This is a genomic window from Williamsia sterculiae, from assembly GCF_900156495.1.
Taxonomy (GTDB): domain Bacteria; phylum Actinomycetota; class Actinomycetes; order Mycobacteriales; family Mycobacteriaceae; genus Williamsia_B; species Williamsia_B sterculiae.
In genome coordinates this window covers 107,226-130,158 of record NZ_FTNT01000001.1, presented here as the reverse complement: position 1 = coordinate 130,158, position 22,933 = coordinate 107,226, and the positions used below count along the sequence as shown (strand labels likewise).

Below are 22,933 nucleotides of genomic sequence, written 5' to 3'. Positions count from 1 at the left end.
GTGTGTCGTTTCTGACCGGCCGCTGTTTCAGTCCGGCGTCGACTGCCGTACGTACTCCACCAGGACCCGACCGGCGGAGCGCTCCATCGCGCGTACCCGCAGGCCCACCGCCGCGGCGAGTTCGTCGACATACCCGACACCCACCCGGGCCCAGGGAAACCACTCCCCGAGTGCGGTGACGGTCTCCACCCGCACGGCTCCGCGCCACAAACGCCGTTCCCGCGCATCGATCTCCACGATGACGGAGCCTTCGACGTCAGCGAGTCGCGCGGCCCGTCGCAACATCCGGACGGGATCGCCACCGATGCCGATGTTCCCGTCGATCAACAACACGTGCTGCCAATGACCCTCACCGGGTAGGCGGTCGAAGACGTTGCGCTGCAGGGCGACTCCACCACCAGCACGGGTCATGGCCACCGCGACGGGACTCTGGTCCACGCCGAGTGCGCAGATGTCGTGGTCGGCCAGTCCGCGCACCAGCCGACCCGGTCCACAACCCAGATCGACGGTGGGACCGTCACACCAGTCGATCACCAGGCGGTCGAACCCGGTGTCGGCAAGGGACTGGCTGGTCCCGAGCCACCGTTGGACCGGCAGCAGCGTGCGGCCGCCGTCGGCGGTGTGCAGCCAGCATTCGGTCTGTCGTGCCGTGGTGCTGAACGTCGAATCGAACATCGCCGATCACCGCACCGACGCGCCGGCGAACCGACCGAAGGCGCTGGACGGCAGACACATCGACGCCACGGTGGCGACGTCGTCGGGGGTGTCCACATCGGCGTAGGAGTCGAGCAGCGCCACCGACAACCCCGCATCGCGCAACGCCTGTAGGGTTCGCGCTCCGGTGTCGGCCTGCGACATCGGAACCGACGGCAACACCTCGCTCCCCCGGGCGTCGCTGACCGCGAGTCCCCACCACCCGCCGTCGGCGGCAGGCCCGAGGGCCACATCGTGGTCGTCGAGCGCATCCAGTCCGGACCAGAGTGCGGCGGTGGTGAGCTGCGGCGTGTCCATGCCGATCTGCATGACCGCGCCCCGATCCACCGCGTCCGCGGCGTCGCGATGCGCGTACAGCAGCCGTTCGCCGAAGGCATCACCACGCTGATCGATCACGACCGTCCGCGCCAGCCGCGCGGTGAGATCGTCGTGCCGAGCGGCACGGTTGAGATCACCGGTCAGCGCCACGACGACCTGGGTATCCGCACGTTCTGCCGCCGCGACCAGCGCGGTGTCGAGCGTGTCCACCAACGCGGCGGCAGCGATGTCGGCCGCCTGCTCAGGAGTGAAACGCGACATCAACCGCGTCTTGGCGACCCCGGCAACAGGCGCCTTGGCGACCAGGAGAACAGCCGCCGTCATGGGAGGTCGGCCGTACGGGCGTTCACCGATGTCGGCGCGACGCGCGCCGCACCCCGTCGAAGATCCTGTTCGGCGTCCATGTACATACTTCGACGGTAGTGACTGTCCGGATGGGTCGGTGGGCGAACGCGGGCGATCACGTCGCGCCGGGACATCGCACGGCGACGGAACGGTGTCCCCGGTTTGTCGCCGCCCCGTACGTTGGGAGCGTGACGGACACCCTCGGACCCGGTGCATCAGCCAGCGCTGCCGACCCACTCGGCGACGCCGCCACGTCGACGGATCACCGACGATTCACCGCGGGTGACGGGGTGTCGTTGCTGCTGGCGGTGGGTTTGCTGGTCGCCGCGATCGTGGCGCCGCTGCTGGCCTCGGTCCAATATCGGATCAGCATCTTCGCTCTCGCCCAGCCGCTGTTCGGCACCGTGGACCCACACTGGGGAACGGGTACCGTACCCGCGGTGCTCATCGCGGCCCTGGGCATCGTGGCGGGCCCACCCCTTGCCGCGCGGCTGCGCTGGCCTGCTCTGCTCGCGACCGTCTTCGCCACCGGGTTGGCGTGGGTGTTCAGTCTCGCGATGATCGACGGTTGGGACCGCGGCATCGCCGGACGATTGGTCCGGCAGGACGAATACCTCCACGAGGTACCCGGTGTACGCGGCAGCAGCATCCCCACCATCCTCGACCATTTCGCCAGTCGGATCCTCGACTTCCGACCGGACTCGTGGACGGTGCACGTATCCGGGCATCCGCCGGGTGCACTCATCACCTTCGTCGTCCTCGACCGCCTCGGACTGTCCGGTGGTGGCTGGGCAGCGGTCTGGGTCATCGTCACCGGGACCTCCGCCGCCGTCGCCGGGTTGCTCGCCGTGCGGGCTCTGGCGGGCGAGGAGATGGCCCGGCGGTGTGCACCGTTCCTCGCCCTCGGCCCCGGGGCCGTGTGGATCGGGGTGTCCGCCGACGGGTACTTCATGGCCGTCGCGGCCTGGGGCATCGCCCTGTTGGCGTTGTCGGCGACCCGCCGGGGGCGCGCGTCGGCGGCATTCGGTGCCGGGGCCGGGTTGTTCCTCGGTTTCGCGATCTTCCTGAACTACGGGCTGACCCTGATGGGCGTGATCTCGCTGGCCGTCCTCGTCGTCGCGCGGAGTTGGCGACCCTTGCTGTTCGCGGTACCCGCCGCGCTGGCGGTGGTCGGCGTGTTCGCCGCACTCGGGTTCTGGTGGTTGGACGGCTATCACCTCGTGGTCGAACGCTACTACCAGGGTGTGGCCAGCGAGCGTCCGTTCTCCTATTGGGGGTGGGCCGATTTCGCGGCGGCACTGTGCGCCATCGGACCCGCGGGTGCGGTGGGCCTCGGCCGCGCACTGCACTGGCGACGGCTCAGGGACCGCATGCCGGTGGCCTGGCTCTCGGTGTCCGGTGTGGCGTGCATGGTCTGCGCCGACCTGAGCGCGTTGAGCAAAGCCGAGACCGAACGCATCTGGCTACCGTTCGGGTTCTGGATCATGGTCGGGACGGCGTTGCTACCGCGCCGGATGCAACGCCCGTGGCTCCTGCTGCAGGTGCTCACGGCACTGCTGATCAACCACATCGTGCGCACGTACTGGTGAGGTACTGGGGTGGCCTGCCCGGTCCTGGCCCGCGGAAACTGCGGGAAATCGGATCTCCCGCAAAATTTGCGACTTCCCGCTGATGCATCTGCGGGAGATCACCACAAGAGCGGGAGATCCGATTTCCCGCAGTTTTCGAACGAGGCCCGCACCACACCCCACGATGCTCGCGACCTCAGCCGCGGAGGGGGGCGGTTGCGAACTGGTGCAGGCCGTCGGCGGGCATCACCTGCGCCGTAAAGCCCAACCGCTCGCGGGCGCGCGCCGGATCGGCGACGATGTGCCGCACGTCGCCGGGGCGGAAGTCACCGGTGACCACCGGATCGGCACCGCCGATCGTGTCGGTGAGGGCTTGCGCCACTGCCAGGATGGAGATCGGCTGTCCGGAACAGACATTGAACGCATCGAAGTCGGTCAGATCGGATTCCAACGCGGCGACGTTGGCGGCCGCGACGTCGTCGACGTGGACGAAGTCGCGCATCTGCCCGCCGTCCTCGAAGACTGTCGGTACCGCACCCGCCTCGAGCTGCGATCGGAAGATGGCGGCGACTCCCGCGTACGGAGTGTCCTTGGGCATGTGCGGACCGTAGACGTTGTGATAGCGCAACGCGATCGCCGATCCACCGGTCTCCAGAGTCCATGCCTTGGCGTAATTCTCCTGGGCCAGTTTGCTCGCCGCGTAATAGCTGCGCGGTGCCGCGGGGGTCTGTTCCGGGGTCAACGCCCACCGCGCGACGGCGCCGTCGGGCAGATATCGGTCGAAGCGCCCCGAACGCAGGTCGTCGAGGCTGCGTTCCGCCGGGAACGCCGGGGCACCCACGGCGTCGACGTAGCTGCCGTCGCCGTACACCACCATCGACGACGCGAACACCAGCTTGCGCACCCCCGTGCGATACATCGCCGCCAAGAGGCGCGCACTGCCGAAGTCGTTGTCCGCGGCGTACTCCGGGGCATCGTTGGCGTCGACTCCCGCACCGACCATTGCCGCTTGGTGACACACCGCGTCCACCCCGTCGAGCAGGGGGTCGAGATCGGCGTCGCGCAGGTTGACCCGGATGACACCGTCGGGTGCCACCGCATCCGCACCGTGTGCGGCGGGGATCATGTCGTCGACGACCACGACGTCGTGGCCACGGCCGGTGAGTTGATCGCGGACCCGGGATCCGATGAACCCGGCTCCGCCGGTGAGCAGGATCCTCATCGCAGCACCGCCGGCAGGCCGAGGAGGTCGGTGACATCGTGCTCACCGAGCGACGCCTCGCAGACACCGAGGTCCGCGGCGTGCGAGACCACCCGGCGCACGACGGATTTCATGACCTCGAGGCTGCGTTCGAACACGGCGTAGACGTCGGATGCACGCACACCCGAGCCCGTCTCCAAACCGGCGTCGAGGTCGGTGACCAGTGCGAGCGCCGCATACCCCATCTCCAACTCACGGGCCAGCACCGCCTCGGGGTGGCCGGTCATGTTCACCAAGGTCCACCCCTGCGCGGCGAACCACCGACTCTCGGCCCGGGTCGAGAAGCGGGGGCCCTCCACCACCACCATCGTGCCACCGTCCACCGCACCACCGTCCGGCTGCGCCGCCTCCAACAGCGCGTCGCGCAGGATCGGGCTGTACGGGTCGGCGAAGCCCACGTGCACCGCACCGGTGTCGAAGAAGGTCTGGGGGCGACCGGAGGTGCGATCGACGAGCTGGTCGGGCACCACGAGGGCGCCAGGACCGAGTTGCGGGGTGAGGCTGCCGACCGCACACGGTGCGAAGATCTTGTCCACCCCCACCGACCGCAACGCCCACAGGTTGGCCCGGTACGGCACGGTGTGCGGCAGATACTCGTGGTGCGGACCGTGCCGGGGGACGAAAGCGACTGACACGCCGTCGACCTCACCCACCGTGATCGGTGCACTGGGTGCGCCGAACGGGGTGTCCACCTCGATCCGCTCGGTGTCGGAGTCGAAGAACTGGTAGAAGCCGGTACCACCGATGACGGCGATGCGGGGCGATGCGGTCATGACCCCACCCTGCCATCCCCCAGCTCACCGGGTCAGTGCGCCCTCACGGATGATCGAGTCGAGGATCTCCCCACTTCGCACGGCGATGTTGGACAACAACGACGACGTGAGGCCGTGGGTGTGCTCGGTTCCGCCTTGCAGGTAGATGGTGCCCGGGATGGGACGAGTCGTCGCCAATCGATAGTCGCGACCGACCTCCGGCCCCCCGTGATCCGGATCGTCCTCCGCGACCAGTTCACCGAGCATCTCGGGTAGCGGCAGCGAGGTGAACCCCGTCGCGTAGATCACCGCATCACAGTCCAGATCGGTGATCTCATGGGTCGGGTGGTGTTCGACGGAGACCCGTACGCCGGTGTTCGTCTCCTCCGCACTTGCCACGCTGGACGCGCCCCGGAAGTACAACCGTCGCTCACCGGACACCCGTTCGGCGTATTCCTTGGTGTACAGGCTCTCGATCAGCGGGAGATCCACGCACGAATAGTTGGTGGACCGGTGGTAATCGAGCAGTCTCCTGCGGACAGGGGGTTCGGCGGTGAAGAAGTCGTCCACCGCAACCGGGTCGAACACCCGGTTCGCATACGGACTGTCGTCGGCGGGGCTGTACCCGTACTTGGCGAACACCCCGTGCACCTCCGCCTCCGGATACGTGTCGTGCAGGTAATCGCACACCTCGGCAGCGCTCTGACCCGCGCCCACCACCACGAAACGGTTGTGGCTGATCTCCGGCAGTTCGGCGAGATGACGGAGCAGCTCGTGGTTGTGGAACTGCCGCGGTGACTCGGTGACCCCGTCGGGCAGCTGGGCGTGCAACCCGCCGGCCAGCACCACCGTTCGCGCATACAGGGTCGATGCTTCTCCACTCGACACGACGTCCACGGCGAGGTGGTCACCGTCGTCGCGCACCCGCACCGCACGGGTGCCGTAGTCGACGTTCGCGTCGACGGTGGCAGCCGCCCAGCGCAGGTAGTCGTGGAACTCCAACCGGGTGGGGAAGAAGGTCTGGTGGTTGATGAACTCGGTCAACCGATCGCGTTCGGTGAGGTAGTTGAGGAAGCTGTACCGGCTGCGCACGTTGCGCTGGGTGGCGAGATCCTTGAGGAACGAGATCTGCATGGTGGTGCCCGGGAGCAACATCCCCGTATGCCAACCGAATTCGTCCTTGACCTCGACGAAGTGCGCCGAGATCTGTCGGCCGGGGGGCTGCTCGGCGTTGTGTTCTTCGATGGCGATGGCCAGACCGAGGTTGGACGGCCCGAACCCCACGCCGACCACGTCGAGCACCCCACCGTCGGCGGTTCGAGAATCGGTCGCATCATCGAGAACAAGGGACATCGATTACATCTCCGCTCTGTCAGACCGCCCCGACCGAGCGGTTGTGAGCAAAGGCTAGCCTATCTTCACGGAGTCGGCCAACAACCCCCGTCGCCTGCACGAAACGACCTGCCAACGAAACTAATTGCTTCCCAGACGATTACGGAACAATCGGGCGTATCGGACGTCGATGAGGGGCCGATTTCTCATCGACTTTGTAATGATAGCCTAACCGAATGTCCACCACGGGCCGCCAAATCATCCGCCGAACCCTGGTGCGCAACCGGTTGTCGGTGACCGCCGGGACGGCGCTGATATGCCTGCATCAGGTGTGTGAGACCGCGATACCACTTGTTCTCGGCATCCTCATCGACCGCGGTGTCGCGGGCAAGAGTGCCGTCGCCCTCCTCGTCTCGGTCGTGGCACTCGGCGGCTTGTTCGTCGTGCTGACCGTCGCGTTCCAGGCGGGTATGCGCCTGCTCAACGTCGCTCTCCAACAGGAGGGTCACACCTTGCGGATGGAGGTTGCGGGGCGCGCGCTCGCCCCCGCGGGCCTGAAGACCGACCTCAGCGGCGGTGAACTGCTGACCATCTCCAGCAGCGACGCCGAATACGCATCCTGGTTCCTGGACCTGTTCCCCCGGATGGCCGCCGCGGCCACCGCGGTGATCGCCACGGCCGTCGCCCTGCTGGTCATCAACCTCTCGCTGGGGCTCATCGTCCTGATCAGCGTGCCGGTGTTCCTGGCGCTGCTGCGAGCGGCCACCCCACTGATCACCCGGCGTGCGGTGGCCCAACAGTCACGAGTGGCCAAGGCAACCTCGATGGCAGGTGACCTCATCGCCGGTCTGCGGTCGATCAAGGGGATCGGCGCCGAGGCCGCCGCATCCCGTCGTTACGCGCAGGCGAGTGCGTCGGCGCTGGACGCGACGCTCAGCACGGTCACGTCGACCAGTCTTCAACGTGGGGTGACTACGGCGATCAGCGCGCTGATCGCAGCCACCATCGCGATCTGCGCCGGGTGGTACGCACTCACCGGCCGCGTCACGACGGGCGACCTGATCGCAGTGGCCGGCCTGGCCCAGTTCCTCATCGAACCGCTCACCCTGCTGTCCGCAACCCCGGCGACCGTCGCCAAGGCGCGGGGTTCGGCCGAGCGGATCGCACAGGTGCTCAGTGCACCCGCGTCGATGCCGGATCGAGGCGGGCTGATCCCCGACGGCGGTGACGTCCGGCTGCACGACACCGGACACCGGTCGTTGCGGTCGATCGATCTCGACATCCCCGCCGGATCGCTCGTCGCGGTGTTCGCCCACGACCGCGCCGACGGTGACGCACTGGCCGCAGTGTTGTCGGGTCAGCTCCCAGCAGACGACCAGACGGGTCGGGTGTCGTTGGGTGGTGTCCGCCTCACCGAGATCGACCGCGACGCGATCCGCACCCATCTGATCGCCGAACCGCACGTGACCGACCTGTTCGCCGGAACGCTCGCCGCCAACGTCGCCGCGGGAGCCGACTGCGACCCCGAGCGCATCTCTCGCGCGCTCGCCGCAGCCGCGGCCGAGGAACTGGTCGCCGACCACGCCCACGGACTCGATCAGCAGCTCCACGACCGGGGCCGGAACCTCTCCGGCGGACAACGCCAGCGCCTGGCGCTGGCCCGCGCGCTCTACACCCGTGCCCCCGTCCTCGTGTTGCACGACCCCACCACGGCGGTGGACGCGGTGACGGAACAGGCCATCGCATCCGGACTGGTCACCGAACGTCACGTCGATCACACAACCGTCGTCATCACCTCCTCGCCGACGCTGCTGGCGGTGGCGGACACCGTCGTGGTCCTCCGCCACGGCCGCGTCGAGCAGGTCGGCACCCACGCGGACTTGTTGACCGACTCGCGCGACTACGCCGAGGCGGTGCTGCGATGATCCCGGACGTCGAGACGACGGTCGCGCGCCGACTGCCGGTGGCCACCTCGGCGGAGTCGGCGCGCTGGTTGCGGTGGCATCTCCGACGCCACCCGTGGCTGATCACGGTGTCGTTGTGCGCGGGCATCGCGGCCGCGGTCGCCGCCCTGGTGCCCGTGTACGCCATCGGCTGGTTGGTGGACGCCGCCGTGACCGGCCGGTCGGCCCGCAGCATCGTGCCCGTCGCGGTGGTCCTGGCGGTGGCGGCGGCGGTGACCGGGTTGCTCACCGGGGCGGCGAACTACACCATCTCCCGGTTGGGTGAGACCGTCGCCGCCGATCTCCGCGAGTCGGTGGTGGCTCGGACCCTGCGACTACCGGACCACACCGTCGAGGAGGTCGGACGCGGTGACGTGCTGTCGCGGGTCGGTGACGACGTCTCGCAGATCACCAGGGCGGCCGGGGAGGTCATCCCCACGGTGCTCAATGCGGCACTGCTGGTGGTGGTCTCGGTGATCTCGATGTTCGGCCTCGACTACCGTCTGGGTCTGACCGGACTCGCGGCACTACCGCTGTACGTCCTCGCGTTGCGCTGGTATCTGCCGCGCAGCGCCCCCGTCTTCGCAGCCGAACGCGCGGCGATGGGCGACCGGTCCGAGGCACTGGCCAGCAGCCTGCAGGGCATCCGCACCGTCCGGGTGTACGGACTGGAGTCACAGCGTCTGGCGATGATCGATGCGGAGTCGAACCGCGCGCGGGCTTTGGCGGTCTCGGTGTTCCGGTTGTTCGTCCGGTTCGTCGGCCGGGAGAACCGTGCCGAGTTCGTCGGCCTCTCGCTGCTGCTCATCGTCGGTTTCTTGCTCTACCGCGGGGATCTCGTCACCATCGGCGCCGTCACCACGGCGATCCTGTTGTTCCACCGACTCTTCAATCCGCTGGGCGCGATCCTGTTCACCTTCAGTGAGGTCCAGTCGGCCGCCGCGGGTCTGAACCGGCTCGTCGGCATCGTGGACATTCCCGATGACCACCGGCCGGTGGTGGCCACCCCCACCGAGTTCACCCTCACCCTCGACGGCGTCGGATTCGGTTACACGCCCGGCAGACCGGTATTGCACGACGTCTCGCTCACCGTTGCACAGGGCACCCGACTGGCCGTGGTCGGGGCGTCGGGTGCGGGAAAGACCACCGCCGCGCTGATCGCCGCGGGATCACTCTCCGCGGATGCCGGTTCGGTGCAGATCGGCGGTATACCGTTGTCGGACATCGGTACCGACGAACTCCGTACGGTCGTGTCGATCCTGAGTCAGGACGTCCACGTCACCACCGGTTCGCTGATCGATGACCTTCGCCTTGCCGATCCACGAGCCGACGCCGATACGATCTGGCGGGCCCTTGACACGGTCGGTGCGGGCGCATGGGTACGTCACCTCCCCGCCGGTCTCGACACCCCGGTCGGCGAACACGGTCATCCGCTGTCCGCCGAACAGGAACAGCAACTGGCGCTCGTAAGGCTCGTCCTGCGGGACCCACCGGTGGCCATCCTCGACGAGGCGACCGCCGAGGCAGGTAGTTCTGGCGCCGCGGAACTGGAACGCGCCGCATCTGCGGCCACCCGTGGACGTACCACTCTGGTGGTGGCCCACCGACTGACCCAGGCCGCCAACGCCGACGCGGTGGTCGTCCTCGACCGCGGTCGCGTGGTGGAGACGGGCACCCATGACGCACTCATCGCCGGCGGCGGGATCTATTCCCGGTTGTGGGATGCCTGGCGGGACGATCCGGCCCTGCACTGAACTGCGACGACCCGTCGGTTGGCAATCCCGAAACCGTCCCGCCCGAACCGATCCCGAATTCGAGGAGAACCCGCTGTGGAAAGCCGAGCCGTGCATCATCAGGCAACCGGACGGCCCGGGACACTCGCACTCACCTCCGCACAACGAGAGGTCTGGGCTGCCACCCGCATCAACCCGGACGATCCGGCATTCTCCATCGGGTGGACGGTCGACTTCCTCGATGTCTCCGCGGCCGACGTCGATCGGCTCTGTGCGGCGATCGACACCGTCGTCCGGGCCGCCGAGACACTGCACGTCGTCATCGAGTCGGACGGTGGCGAGGTGTACCAGCGGATGGTCGATCCTCCCGAGCAGGTGGTGAGCCGCGTCCGTTGCGACGACGACACCGCACGCCGGGAGATCGAGGCGGATCTCGACGTCGTCCGATCCCTCGACGGCATCCTGTTCACCCAGCGGATCTTCGAGTTCGGTGACGGCCGGGTGCGCTGGTATCAGGGCTATCACCACATCGTCACCGACGCGTATGCGGTGCGCGCGCTGACCCGGGCGGTGGCCACCGTGTACGACGGCGGTCCGGTGCCGACCTGGTCGCTGCGCGCACTGGTCGACGACGACGTCGAGTACCAGTCCTCGGCGCAAGCCGTGCGCGACCGCGAGATGATGGACGTGGTCTACGACCGCATCGACGAGATGTCGCGGCTTGCCGACCGAACGCGGGAGAGCGCCGAGCGGCACCGCGGGGCCGATACCGACGGTTCCGACATCATCTGCGCCGGTTTCGCGCTCGATGATCCGACCGGCGTACTCACCGAACACCCGAGGACGCTGGCGGCGGCGCTGGCCGTGTACGTCCATCGCGCCGGTGCATACGCCACACCCAGCCTGTCGATGGCCGTGCACAACCGGACCGGGACGGTTCCGCGTCGCGAACTCGGCATGATGTCGCGGTCACATCCGCTGGCGGTGGGCGTCGCACCCACGGATCGACTCACCGACGTGCGCACCGCACTCGATCCCGCCCTCGATCTGCTGCGTGAGCACGGGCGGGCGGTGCACCGCCCGATGCCCGGGGTGAGTGCGAACCTGATGTTCTGGCCCACCCCGATCCTGTTCGGCGGACAGCAGGTCCGACTGCGCGGGGTGCGGCTCGGTCCCGTCCACGACGTCGACGTGGCGGTCGAACACGAACCCGGTCTCGGCACGCTTGTCGACGTCCGCGGCCCCGCCGGCACCGCCGAGCTCCATCGCGACCGGTTGCGCCGGTTCCTCGCGCAGGTGGGCCCGTCCACCCGCGCACATACCCCCGACATCCTCGGTGACACCGAGTACGACCGCATCGTGCGCGACTTCAACGACTCCGCCGAACCGACGGTCGAACGGACCGTCCCGGAGATGTTCGCCGAGGCCGTGGCCGACAACCCGGATGCGGTGGCCCTCGTCGACGGGGTGCGTTCGCTGACCTACACCGAACTCGACGTCCGCGTACGACAACTGGCCGTCGCCTTGCTGACTCGGGGGTTGCGCCCCGAGCGGACCGTCGGCATCGGCATCGGGCGATCGATGGAGGCCGTCGTCGCCGCGCTCGCGGTGATGACCGCCGGAGGCGCGTTCGTACCCCTGGATCCGGCATGGCCGACGTCTCGGCGCCGAGACGTCGCGCAGACCTCGGCGATGACCCACCAACTGGTGGGCTCCGTCGGTGATGTCGACACCCTGGAACTCGACGGCGTGGACACCCTGGTCGCCGACCTCGACGACTGGGATCATGACGACGGGACCGCCGAGCTGTCCGCGGTGTCGATCCGTGGCGATTCGCTGGCCTACGTCATGTTCACCTCGGGCTCCACCGGCAAGCCCAAGGGCGCGATGATCCGGCATGAGGCGATCTGCGCCCGAATCGCCTGGCAGATCGACACCGTCCTGGACTTCGGCACCACCGACGCGGCACTGTTCAAGGCTCCGTTGTCCTTCGACATCTCGGTCAACGAGTTCCTGCTACCGCTGCTCAGCGGCGGGCGAGTGGTCATCGCCGCGCCCGGAGAGGAACGAGATCCACACCGATTGCTCGATCTCATCGAGCAGCAGCAGGTCACGTTCGTCTATCTGGTGTCATCGATGCTGGATGTGTTGCTCGACATCGACGACGGCAGCGGCCACCTCGGTGGTCTGCGCCACGTGTGGTGCGGTGGAGAAGTCCTCACCCCGTCCCTGTTCGACCGGTTCCGACGCCAGTTGTCCACCACGCTGTACCACGGGTACGGCCCGGCGGAGGCGACCATCGGTGTTTCCCATGTCATCTACCGGGACACCGCTGAGCGGATCGCCACGTCGATCGGTCGCCCCAATCCGAACACCGAGCTGTACGTCCTCGATGACAACCTGCGGCCGCTGCCGGTCGGTGTGCGCGGCGAACTCTACGCGGCCGGGTACCTGCTGGGACGTGGATACGTCGGCGCACCGGGGTTGACCGCGTCACGCTTCATCGCCAACCCCTTCGGCGCACCCGGGACACGGCTCTACCGCACCGGTGACCGGGCAGCGTGGACCGCTGACGGCACACTGGAATTCGGTGGACGAACCGACAACCAGGTCAAGATCCGCGGTATGCGCCTGGAGCTGGACGAGGTCGAGGCGGTGATCGCCGACCACCCGGCAGTGCGGCACTGCGCGGTCACGGTGCGGCGTAACACGGCAGGGGTCGACCACCTGGCCGCCTACGTCATCCCCACAGCCGGTGCCCGGCTCGATGCCGCCGATCTGCGTGGCTGGGCCCACGACCGCCTACCCGATTACATGGTGCCCGCCGGTGTCGGCATCGTGGACACGTTCCCGCTGACCGCGAACGGGAAGCTGGATCGGCGCGCGCTCCCCGAACCCGATGCGCTGAACCTCGGTACGCACCGTGACCCGTCGACTCCGCACGAGAATGCGGTGTGCGCGGTGATGGCAGACATCCTCGGGGCCGAGCGGGTGGGCGCCGAGGACGACTTCTTCGACCACGGTGGTGACTCGATCCTGGGTATCCGTCTGGCCGAGAGCCTCTCCCGCCGGTTCGGCCGTCGGGTGCCGGTCGGAGTGGTGTTCACCCACCGCACGCCCACGGAGCTGGCCGCATGGTCGGAGCGGCACGGTGTCCTGTCGACCGAGCTCATGGTGGCCGAGGATCCGGCGGGTCCGGTCACCCCGGTCGACCCCGACCCGCTCGACGGCGACCCCGAGCCCTCCGATGCCCAGCGGAGAATGCTGCTGCTGCATCGACTCGCACCGGAGTCGCCCACCTACACCGTCCCGCTGGTCTGGCACTTCGGCCCTGAGCACGGACCTGATCCACGGACCCTCGAACTGGCATTGCACGACATCTGCGCCCGCCAGGACATCCTGCGCACCGTCTACCCCGACCTCCACCACCCGATGGTGGTACCCAGCGACGACGTACCCGCTCTGCTCACCGTCTGCACTGCACCACCGGCACCCGAGTCGATCGTCTTCGACCTGCGCACCGACATCCCCGTCCACGCCTGGTGGTGTGCCGATAAGGGGACTCTGACCATCGCCTTCGCTCATGTCGCGGTGGACGACCACTCCGAAGGTGTGTTCCGCGCTGAACTGGCGGAGGCGTACGCGGCACGCCAGCACGGGCAGCCCGCGCCTCGGGAACCGCTGCGCATCTCCTATGCGGCCCACACCCGCCGGAGCAGAGCACGTCTCGGACGAATCGACGACGACGGATCACCCGCCGCGCGGAGCGCGGCGTACTGGCGCGGGGCCCTCGCCGAGGCACCCGCGGCCCCCATCGGTGATCCGAGTCGGATCGGCACCGCCGGAGCGACCATCGACGTCACGGTTCCGGACGATCTGGCACATGCCCTGTACCGCACCGTCCGCGGTACCAGCACCAGCATGTTCATGCTCACGCACGCCGCGACCGCACTGGCGGTGTCCGCGATGACGGGTGCCGACGACATCGTCGTCGCCGCCCCGGTCTCGTTGCGCACCCACGCCGATCTCGACGCGGTGATGGGGTGCCTGCTGAACACGCTGATGCTGCGCACCACTCTCGGCGGCGATCCGACCGTGTCGGAATTGCTCTCACGTATCGGGTCGGCGGACCTCGATGCCTACGACCACCGAGACCTCGCGTATGAGGACGTGCTGGATGTGGTCGGCCTCACGGCCGCGCAGCTACCACAGGTGATGGCCATCTATCTGCCGCACGGCGTGGGTGACGGCGATCTGCGACTCGGTGCCGGCGTCGGTGCCCGCGCCGAAGCGACCACCGGGACGGCGAAATTCCCACTCACGTTCACTCTGATCGACTCCGGTGAATCCATCCGGGGAACCGTCGAATACGCGACCGGTGTACTGGACGCCGACATGGCCCACCGCTACGTCGACTGCTTCGTGGCCGCGCTGCACACGCTGTCCGGTGACCCCGAAGCGCGCGAGAGCCGGTGGTCGCTCACCGGCCCGGGCGAACGGGACACCGTCGACGACTTCGCCCGTGGTCCACACCGGCCCGAACCGGAGGTGACGTTGACCGACCTGGTCACCGCGGGCCTGCGCATCGATCCGTCGACCACCGCCGTGCGAGTGGATGGCGTGGGGTATTCCGCCGGACGTCTCGACGCCGACGCCGACACCCTCGCCGACGCGCTCACCCGGCATGGCGTCGGTGTCGAATCCGTCGTGGGGGTGTACGTTCCACGCTCCTACGAGCTGATCGTCTCGTTGGTCGCGATCCACCGGGCAGGTGCCGCCTACCTTCCACTGGACGCGTCGTCACCCGACGACCGGTTGCGCTACGTCGTCGACGACGCCCGCCCACAGGTGGTGCTGGCCACCGGGCGGACACCGTTCGATGATGTCACGATCATCGACCCGACGGTCCCGGCCGGCTCCCGTGACCACCGTCCGGCCGGAGTACACGATCCAGTGGAACGTGCGACGGCCACCGGCGACAACGCCGCGTACGTGATCTATACCTCGGGTTCCACGGGGCGACCCAAGGGAACCGTCGTATCCCACCGCTCGGCGGCCAACCGACTGCTGTGGATGCGGGACCGATACCGGGTGGCGCCCGATGACCGCATCGTGCAGAAGACCCCCGCCGGATTCGACGTGTCGGTGTGGGAATTCTTCCTGCCCTTGCTGACCGGTGCGTGTCTGGTGGTCGCCGAACCGGAAGCCCACACCGATCCCGATCGCATCCGCGACCTCATCGACACCGAGGGCGCGACCATCGTCCACTTCGTTCCGTCCATGCTCGACGCCTACCTGACCGCGGTGGCCCACACCACCGACCATCCCACTCTGCGGCTGATCGCATGCAGCGGTGAGGCACTGGGCGCGGGCACGGCGATGCGCACGCTCACCGGCTTCCCGGCGGCCGAGTTGGTCAACCTCTACGGACCGACCGAGGCCGCGGTGGACGTCACCGCCTATCGGGTGACCGAACAGACCACCTCACCGGTACCGATCGGTGCGCCGATCGACAACACCACCGCTCATGTCCTCGATCACGCGCTGCGGCCCGTACCGATCGGCGCCCCCGGTGACCTCTACCTGGGGGGCATTCAGCTGGCCCGGGGATATCCGGGGTCACCTGCACTCACCGCCACCCGTTTCGTCGCCGACCCGCTGTCCGACGGCGGCGCCCGGCTCTACCGCACCGGTGATCGCGCATGTTGGGACAGTCGAGGCGACCTGGTGTACCTCGGCCGCGATGACGACCAGGTCAAGATCAACGGCCAGCGGGTCGAATTGGGCGAGATCACCGAGGCGCTCATCGGACTCGACGGCGTCGACACCGCCGCGGTGATCGCACGCGACGGGGTCCTCATCGGTTACGTGGTGGGCACACCACCCAACGGACATCCGGACTGGACCGACACCCTTCGTGACCACCTCGCGGTGACGCTGCCCCGACACATGGTCCCCACCCACCTGATCCATCTGACTGCACTACCGACCACGGCCAACGGCAAACTCGACCGCCGGTCGTTACCGGCGCCCACCGTCACCGACGACGACGAACCGGCTCGCGAGGGCACCGAGACGGTGATCGCAGAGATCTTCCGTGACGTCCTGGGCGCCGCGACTGTCGGCCGCGATCGCAGCATCATCGAGATGGGTGCGCACTCGCTGACCGCGATCCGCATCCTGACCCGGTTGCGGCAGCAGTTCGACGTTCGGATCCCGCTTGGCCACTTCATCACCGATCCGACCATCGCCGCGGCCGCCCGTCACATCGATGCCGTCACCGCTGACGAGGGTGCCACCCCGGTGCACACGGATGAGCAACCGTCGACTCGCGGGCAGCTCAGCTCGGGGCAGTTACGGATGTGGGCGGACTCCGTGACCCGCGGGCCCGATCCGACCTACAACATCCCGCTCGTATGGCGTCACTCCCTGGGCACCGACAGCGACGACGTCACCGATGTCCTCGACCGGGCGTTGCGCGACGTGGTCGAACGACATGAGATCCTGCGCACGATCTACCCGGCGGTCGAGGGCAGACCGACCACACGGGTGATCGACACCCCGGAACAGATCGTCGAGACCAGCGCCGAGACCGCCGAACACCTGGTCCGGATCCCGTTCCGCCTCGACCGCGACCTGCCCGTCCGAGGGTTCGTCACCGACACCCATGTCGTCGTGGTGATCCATCACATCGCCTTCGACGAGTGGTCGCGATCCATCTTCGAGGCCGACCTGCGCACCGCCTTCGCGGCCCGCAGCTCAGGTGATACCCCGACCTGGCCCGCACCGGCGCCGCAGTTCGCCGAGGTCGCACCCATCGACGACGAGGACCCCGCCGCCATCGAGGCCGCATGCCGTGCCGTGGCCGGACTCCCTGAATCCACTGACCTACCCGTCGACCGTTCCCGCCCGGACGGATTCGCCGCTCCGCGCCCCGGTGGGGTGATCGATGGCGTGCTCGACCGGTCGGCGACCGCCGCACTACGCAGGGTCGCAGCCGGAGCCGAGGCGACCATGGCCATGACCACCGCGACACTGGCCGCCGCCGCGGTCCACGCGGTCGGCGCCGGCGACGACCTGGCCCTCGGCGCGCCGGTGTCCCTCCGCGACCGCCCCGGGTCCGATTCCGCCATCGGATACTTCCTCAACTCACTCGTCCTACGGGTCGGTCTGGACGGCCACCCGACCTTCGACACCCTGCTGTCGCGGATGCGATCGGCGACGATCGGGGCATTCGACCTCGCACACGTACCGTTCGACCGGATCGTCGCCGCCACCGCAGCCGACCGAGCCCCCGGCGCCAGCCCTCTCTTCGACGTGATGGTCGTCCATCAGAACGCCGCCGACGACACCGCGACCTCGGTGTTCGGCGACAGTCGCATCGTGCCGGAGACCATCACCACCGCCACAGCGAAATTCGATCTACTGGTCGAGTTCACCGAGAACCCCGACACCGGGACCATCGGGATCTCCGTCGAATACGGTGCCGACGTGTTCGACCGGGACACCGTCGCGGGCTTGGTCGATCGACTGGTGCGGATCGCCGGTCAGGTGGGCGGCGCTCCCACGACGTCATTGGCCGAACTCGACACGCTCGACGCCGACGAGACCGACCGATTGCGGGAGTGGAACGACACCGCGGTACCCACCGACTCCGCGACCCTCGTCGATCTGCTGGACGCGCAGGTGCGGGCCACCCCGGACGCGTGTGCGGTCCGCGACGGGGAGTCCTCGCTGACCTTCGCCGAACTCGCCGCGCGCAGTACGGCACTGGCCGGCCGGTTGTGCGGGTTGGGCGCCGTGCCGGACCGGGTCGTCGGGGTGTGTCTATCGCGTTCGGTGGATCTACTGGTCGCCCTGATGGGGGTGGTACGTTCCGGCGCAGCGTATCTCCCGCTCGACCCGGATTACCCGGCCGAGCGCCTGCGTTTCACCGCCGACGACGCGCGGCCCGTCGCGGTCGTCGCGCAACGCGACATGGTCGGTTTCCTGCCCGCGGATGTCCCCGTCATCGATGCCGTGAGCACCACCCACAGCCCGGTGGCGACGATTGCACCGAGTCCCGACGACCTGGCCTATGTCATCTACACCTCGGGTTCCACCGGTCGACCCAAGGGCGTCGGCAACACCCATCGGGCCCTGGTCAGTCATCTGCGATGGATGCAGCGGGAGTACACACTCGACGCCGACGACGTCGTGTTGCAGAAGACACCGGCCGGATTCGACGTGTCGGTCTGGGAGTTCTTCCTCGCCGCGACCGTCGGCGCGTGCACCGTGATGGCCGAACCCGGGGGCCAGCGTGACCCCGGTTACCTGCACCGCACCATTCGAGAGAACCGGGTGACGACGATCCATTTCGTCCCGCCGATGCTCGAGGCTCTGCTCGCGGCCACCGACCTGTCCGAGTGCGGGTCGCTGCGTCGGATCATCTGCAGTGGTGAGGCATTACCCGCCGACGTGGCGCGCGCGACCCGGCGGGCCTTGCCCGGGGTACGGCTGGACAACCTGTACGGACCCACCGAGGCGGCCATCGACGTGACCCGCCATACCGTCGGCACCGATCCGGGCGCCATCGTCCCCATCGGTGGGCCGGTGGACAACACCGGATTGCGGGTCCTGGATCGTGAGCTGCGCGACGTCCCGGTGGGGGTGGCCGGCGAGCTGTACCTGACCGGCACCCAACTGGCCCGCGGATACCATCGGCGTCCCGGGCTCACCGCCGCGCGGTTCGTCGCGGATCCGCGCTCCACCTCCGGTGGTCGGATGTACCGCACCGGTGACGTCGCCCGGTGGAACCGCCGCGGTGAGGTCGAATACCTCGGTCGCAGTGACGATCAGGTGAAGATCCGAGGCCAACGGATCGAGCTCGGTGAGATCTCGGCCTCCATCGTCGCGGCGTGTCCGGCGGTGGACCAGGCTGTCGCCGTGGTCCGGGACGGACGCATCATCGCCTACACGGTCGGCTCGGCCGCATCGGACGAGGTGCTGGCCTCGATCGGTGGCCGGCTGCCCGAACACATGCTGCCGTCGGTGGTGGTACCGCTCACGTCACTGCCCCTCAGTCCCAACGGAAAGCTGGACCGTCGGGCCCTGCCCCAGCCCGCCCCTGTACAGCCGTCGGAGTCGCGGCCGGCCACCGAGGCCGAACGTCGCCTGCTGGAGGTGCTCGACCGCGAGCTCGGTCTGACCATGGGACCCACCGATGACTTCTTCCGCCACGGCGGGGACAGCATCAGTGCGGTGCTCTGGGCGGCAAAATCCGCATCGGCCGGCTTCTCCTTCGGCATCCGCGACGTCTTCGAACAACGTACGCCCGCCGCCCTTGCCGAACGGTTCGCGCCGACACCTCGCCGTCGGACGGACGCAACCGATTCCACGGACACCCCCGTGGCGGTTCCCCCGCCGGTGCAGGCGGCACGGAAAAGCCGTACGCCCGAGCAGACCTTCCGCGCCCAGGTGGCGGCCGACGGAGTGGCGGACACCGTGGATCTCGAGTCGGTGGAAACCGCTCTGCGCGAACAGCATGAGGGTCTCCGACTGGCCGTCGACACCCGACGACGCACGCTCTGGCGGGCACGGCTGGTGCCGCCACCCATCCCCGCCGCCGAACCCCTGGACTGGGCCGCCGGTCGTGGGTACTCGATCGACCTCACGACCACCGACGGCGGCGACCGCGTGATCGAGGTCGCGGTGCACAGCCACATCGGTGACCAACACGCCGCCGACGATCTGGCCCGGGCGGCCCTCGCCCTGATCCGCGGCGCGGACCGGTCGTCGGTCGCGCTGCATCACATGCCCACCTCAGAAGGAGCCGAACAGCATGCCTGACCAGTCGATCGGCACGTCGGACCCCGGGTCGGATCATGTTCGACCGGATCTTCTGCGGCTCAACGCCGCACAGACCGACATGCTCCTCGCGGAGCACGCCTCGCCGGACACCGGCCTGTTGGTCACCGGTTACGTGGTGGACTTCGATCTCGATACCGACCCGATCGTGTTGCACCAGGCCATCACCGCGGTCATCACCGAGTTCGAGCCCGCGCGGGGGCGATTCGAGGTGGACGCCGACGGCCACCCGTTCGTGGTGTCGAGCGGGATCACACCGGTCACCGACAACATCGACCTACGCGCCGACGCCGATCCGGACGGAGCAGCCGAGACGCTGATGACCGCAGATCTGCGGACCCCCATCGATGTCGGCGCCGACCCCCTGCTACGCAGTGCGCTGCTGTGGTTGCCGGACGGATATCGGTGGTATCTGCGTGCGCATCACACGATCATGGACGCTGCCGGAGCGATCCTGCTGGCCGAGGCGGTCCTCGCCGTGTATCGGGGTGGGCAGACCCCCCGGTGGGACTTCGCCTCGGTCGTCGCCGACGACGACACATATCGCGGGTCGGCGGACCTCGACGCGGACCGCCGCTTCTGGGCGGACCGGATGCGCGAGCTCGGCCCGCCGCTGACCCTGCTGCCCACCCCGCCGGTCCCCTCCGGTCGCGCTCATCGCCACGACGTCGACCTCGGTGTCGACACCACCCGCTCGATCGCCGATCTGGCGGGCCGACTCGGTGTCCGTCCCGCGCATCTGCTGTTGGCCGGGTACGCCGCTTACGTGCACCGGTGGACCGGTGAGCCGGTGGTCACGCTCACGGTGCCGACTGCGGCTCGAGCGACCCCGACGCTCCGGGCCACCCCGGGGATGGTGTCCACGAACCACCCCCTCACAGTGGGTGTCGACGCCGCCGACACCGTGGCCACCCTGGCAGGCCGCATCCGCGATCATCTGGACGAGGCACGGTCGCACCGTCGTTACCGGGGTGAGGACATGCTCCGCGATTTGCAGGCTGTCGAGGGTGGCAGTCGGGGCTTCTTCGGGCCCGGCGTCAACATCATCCTGGCCGAAGGGGAGTCCTCGCGGGCACCCGCGTGGCGGGCCCGACCCCTCGATGTCGGACCGTTCCGGGACCTGGAGGTGGTGGTCTCGGCGATCGGCACGGATCCGCCGACGGTGCTCACCACGCGCGGTGACGCCGCCATGACCGAGGAGATCGACAGCCACGGTGACACGCTGGCCGCGTTTCTGCGCGGCCTGCTCACCGAACCCGATGCCCCGATCGGTGAGGTGGACCTGCTGTCCACCTCCGCGCGGGAACGAATCCTGGAGCACTTCAACGACACCGACACCGACGTCGACCGCACACCGGTCATCGATCGGTTCACCGTCGCCGCGGCCATCGATCCCGCGGCGGTCGCGATCGTCGACGGGTCTCGGAGGATCTGTTACGCCGACCTCGAGCGGCGAGTGGACGAGTTGGCCGGTGCACTGCTCGACGCCGGACTACATGCCGAGGACGTCGTCGCTCTCGGCATGCCGCGATCCGCGGAGATGGTTGTCGCCCTTCTCGCGGTTCTACGGGCCGGTGGCGCCTTCGTCCCGGTGGACCCCGGGTGGCCGGCCGACCGTCGCAGCAAGGTGCTCACCGACGCGCGGGCCCGTCACGTCCTGGGCTCCCCCGACTGGCCGATCGACCTCGACGACTGGGCCTACGCCGGGGCGGGCACCGACGGTCGGCGGCCGGTGATCCGACCCGATCAGCTCTCGTACGTGATGTTCACCTCCGGGTCGACCGGTCGACCCAAGGGGGCGATGATCCGGCATGCCGCCATCGCCGAACGGTTGCAGTGGCAGGTAGACGACATTCTACGATTCGGCTCCGACGACGCATCGTTGTTCAAAGCACCACTGGCCTTCGACATCTCGGTCAACGAGATCCTGCTGCCCCTCGTCACCGGCGGGCGGTTGGTCGTCGCCGAGCCCGGTGGCGACCGCGATCCCCGCTATCTGCTCGACCTCATCGAGCGGGAGGGGATCACGTTCGTCTACCTGGTCTCCTCGATGCTCGACGCGTTGCTGCAACTCGATGACGGCGGGCGGATGGCCGGGTTGCGGCACGTCTGGTGTGGTGGGGAGGTGCTCACGCCGAACCTGTTCGCGCGGTTCCGGCGGGCGCTGGACACCACGCTCTACCACGGGTACGGACCGGCCGAGACGACCATCGGCGTGTCGCATGTGGTCTACCGCGACTCGAGCGATCGGATCGCGACCTCGATCGGTCGACCCAATCCGAACACGTCCCTCTACGTGCTGGACTCGCGACTCCGACCGGTACCCATCGGTTGCGGTGGCGAACTGTACGCCGCCGGTTCGCTACTCGGCCGCGGATATGTCTCCGCGCCTGAACTGACCGCCGCACGATTCGTCGCCGACCCGTTCGCGGCCGACGGCAGCCGCATGTACCGCACCGGTGACCTCGTCCGCTGGCGACCCGACGGTAGTCTCGACTTCCTGGGTCGCGCCGACAATCAGGTCAAGATCCGCGGTATGCGGCTGGAACTCGAGGACGTGGAAGCCGCGCTGAGTGCTCATCCGAGCGTCCGTCACGCGGCGGTCATCGTCATCAACCGGGGCGGTGACGACGCCCTCGCCGCCTACGCGGTACTCGACGGCCGCACCGACGACGCGGCTCCCGACCTGCGCGGGTGGCTGCGTGATCGGCTGCCCGAGTACATGGTTCCGGCACACATCACCGTCCTGGACCAGTTCCCGCTGACGGCGAACGGAAAGCTCGACCGCCGCGCCCTGCCCGAGCCCGCAACCACCACGTCGCGAGGAACGTCGGCAGACACGGTCGCACCTCGCACGGACTCCGAGCGACGACTCTGTGCCGTGTTCGCCCGGGTCCTCGGGCGCGATGACGTCGGTGTCACCGACGACTTCTTCACGCTCGGTGGACATTCGTTGATGGCCTTTCGATTGGCCTCGGCCATCGAATCGGAATTCGGGACCAGCGTTTCGCTGGCCACCCTGTTCGACGGGCGTACGGTGGCCGCGGTCGCGTCCACCGTCGAGCTCGACGGCAACACGGCCGGCGCGGAAACCGCTCCCGGCGACTTCCCGTCCGACACC

General features: G+C 68.5%; 9 protein-coding genes and 1 pseudogene. 5 read left to right on the top strand and 5 right to left on the bottom strand.

What is annotated here, in order from left to right; all coding sequences use genetic code 11:
• Positions 1-27: 27 nt before the first annotated feature.
• Positions 28-675 (bottom strand): class I SAM-dependent methyltransferase, encoded by a 648-nt coding sequence (locus tag BW971_RS00510; RefSeq protein WP_076475580.1) that lies wholly within the window; start codon positions 673-675, stop codon positions 28-30.
• A gap of 6 nt (positions 676-681) precedes the next feature.
• The gene (locus BW971_RS00505; protein ID WP_076475578.1) at positions 682-1,356 is read right to left on the bottom strand and encodes a TIGR04282 family arsenosugar biosynthesis glycosyltransferase; all 675 of its coding nucleotides are present in this window, start codon (positions 1,354-1,356) and stop codon (positions 682-684) included.
• Between the two features lie 209 nt (positions 1,357-1,565).
• Here BW971_RS00505 and BW971_RS00500 point away from each other — a divergent pair, with 209 nt between their 5' ends.
• Complete coding sequence (locus tag BW971_RS00500; RefSeq protein ID WP_234974127.1) at positions 1,566-2,966, top strand: hypothetical protein; 1,401 nt, start codon at positions 1,566-1,568, stop codon at positions 2,964-2,966.
• A 175-nt stretch (positions 2,967-3,141) separates the two neighbouring features.
• Here the strand turns inward: BW971_RS00500 and BW971_RS00495 are convergent, their stop codons facing one another.
• Genes BW971_RS00495 through BW971_RS00485 form a run of 3 tightly spaced genes read right to left on the bottom strand, consistent with a single transcriptional unit; the run spans position 3,142 to position 6,311 of the window.
• Positions 3,142-4,167, bottom strand: a complete 1,026-nt coding sequence (locus BW971_RS00495) for an NAD-dependent epimerase/dehydratase family protein (protein ID WP_076475577.1) — start codon at positions 4,165-4,167, stop codon at positions 3,142-3,144.
• Positions 4,164-4,979, bottom strand: a complete 816-nt coding sequence (locus BW971_RS00490; protein ID WP_076475575.1) for an S-methyl-5'-thioadenosine phosphorylase — start codon at positions 4,977-4,979, stop codon at positions 4,164-4,166. The genes BW971_RS00495 and BW971_RS00490 overlap by 4 nt, the downstream gene beginning before the upstream one ends.
• A gap of 24 nt (positions 4,980-5,003) precedes the next feature.
• Entirely contained in the window at positions 5,004-6,311 is a 1,308-nt protein-coding gene (locus BW971_RS00485) for a lysine N(6)-hydroxylase/L-ornithine N(5)-oxygenase family protein (RefSeq protein ID WP_076475574.1), read from the bottom strand.
• A gap of 215 nt (positions 6,312-6,526) precedes the next feature.
• Between BW971_RS00485 and BW971_RS00480 the strand changes: the two genes are divergently transcribed.
• The 4 genes and pseudogenes from BW971_RS00480 to BW971_RS22305 all read left to right on the top strand — a co-directional run.
• Positions 6,527-8,215: an ABC transporter ATP-binding protein gene (locus tag BW971_RS00480; protein WP_076475572.1), complete on the top strand. Its 1,689-nt coding sequence runs from the start codon at positions 6,527-6,529 to the stop codon at positions 8,213-8,215.
• Entirely contained in the window at positions 8,212-9,987 is a 1,776-nt protein-coding gene (locus BW971_RS00475) for an ABC transporter ATP-binding protein (RefSeq protein WP_076475570.1), read from the top strand. Before BW971_RS00480 ends, BW971_RS00475 begins: the two co-directional genes overlap by 4 nt.
• 75 nt (positions 9,988-10,062) lie before the next feature.
• Positions 10,063-19,794 (top strand): non-ribosomal peptide synthetase, encoded by a 9,732-nt coding sequence (locus tag BW971_RS00470; RefSeq protein ID WP_159441806.1) that lies wholly within the window; start codon positions 10,063-10,065, stop codon positions 19,792-19,794.
• Positions 19,787-22,924: pseudogene (locus tag BW971_RS22305) on the top strand (amino acid adenylation domain-containing protein); the annotation flags it as partial. The gene BW971_RS00470 and the pseudogene BW971_RS22305, both read left to right, overlap by 8 nt.
• Between the last annotated feature and the right edge of the window lie 9 nt (positions 22,925-22,933).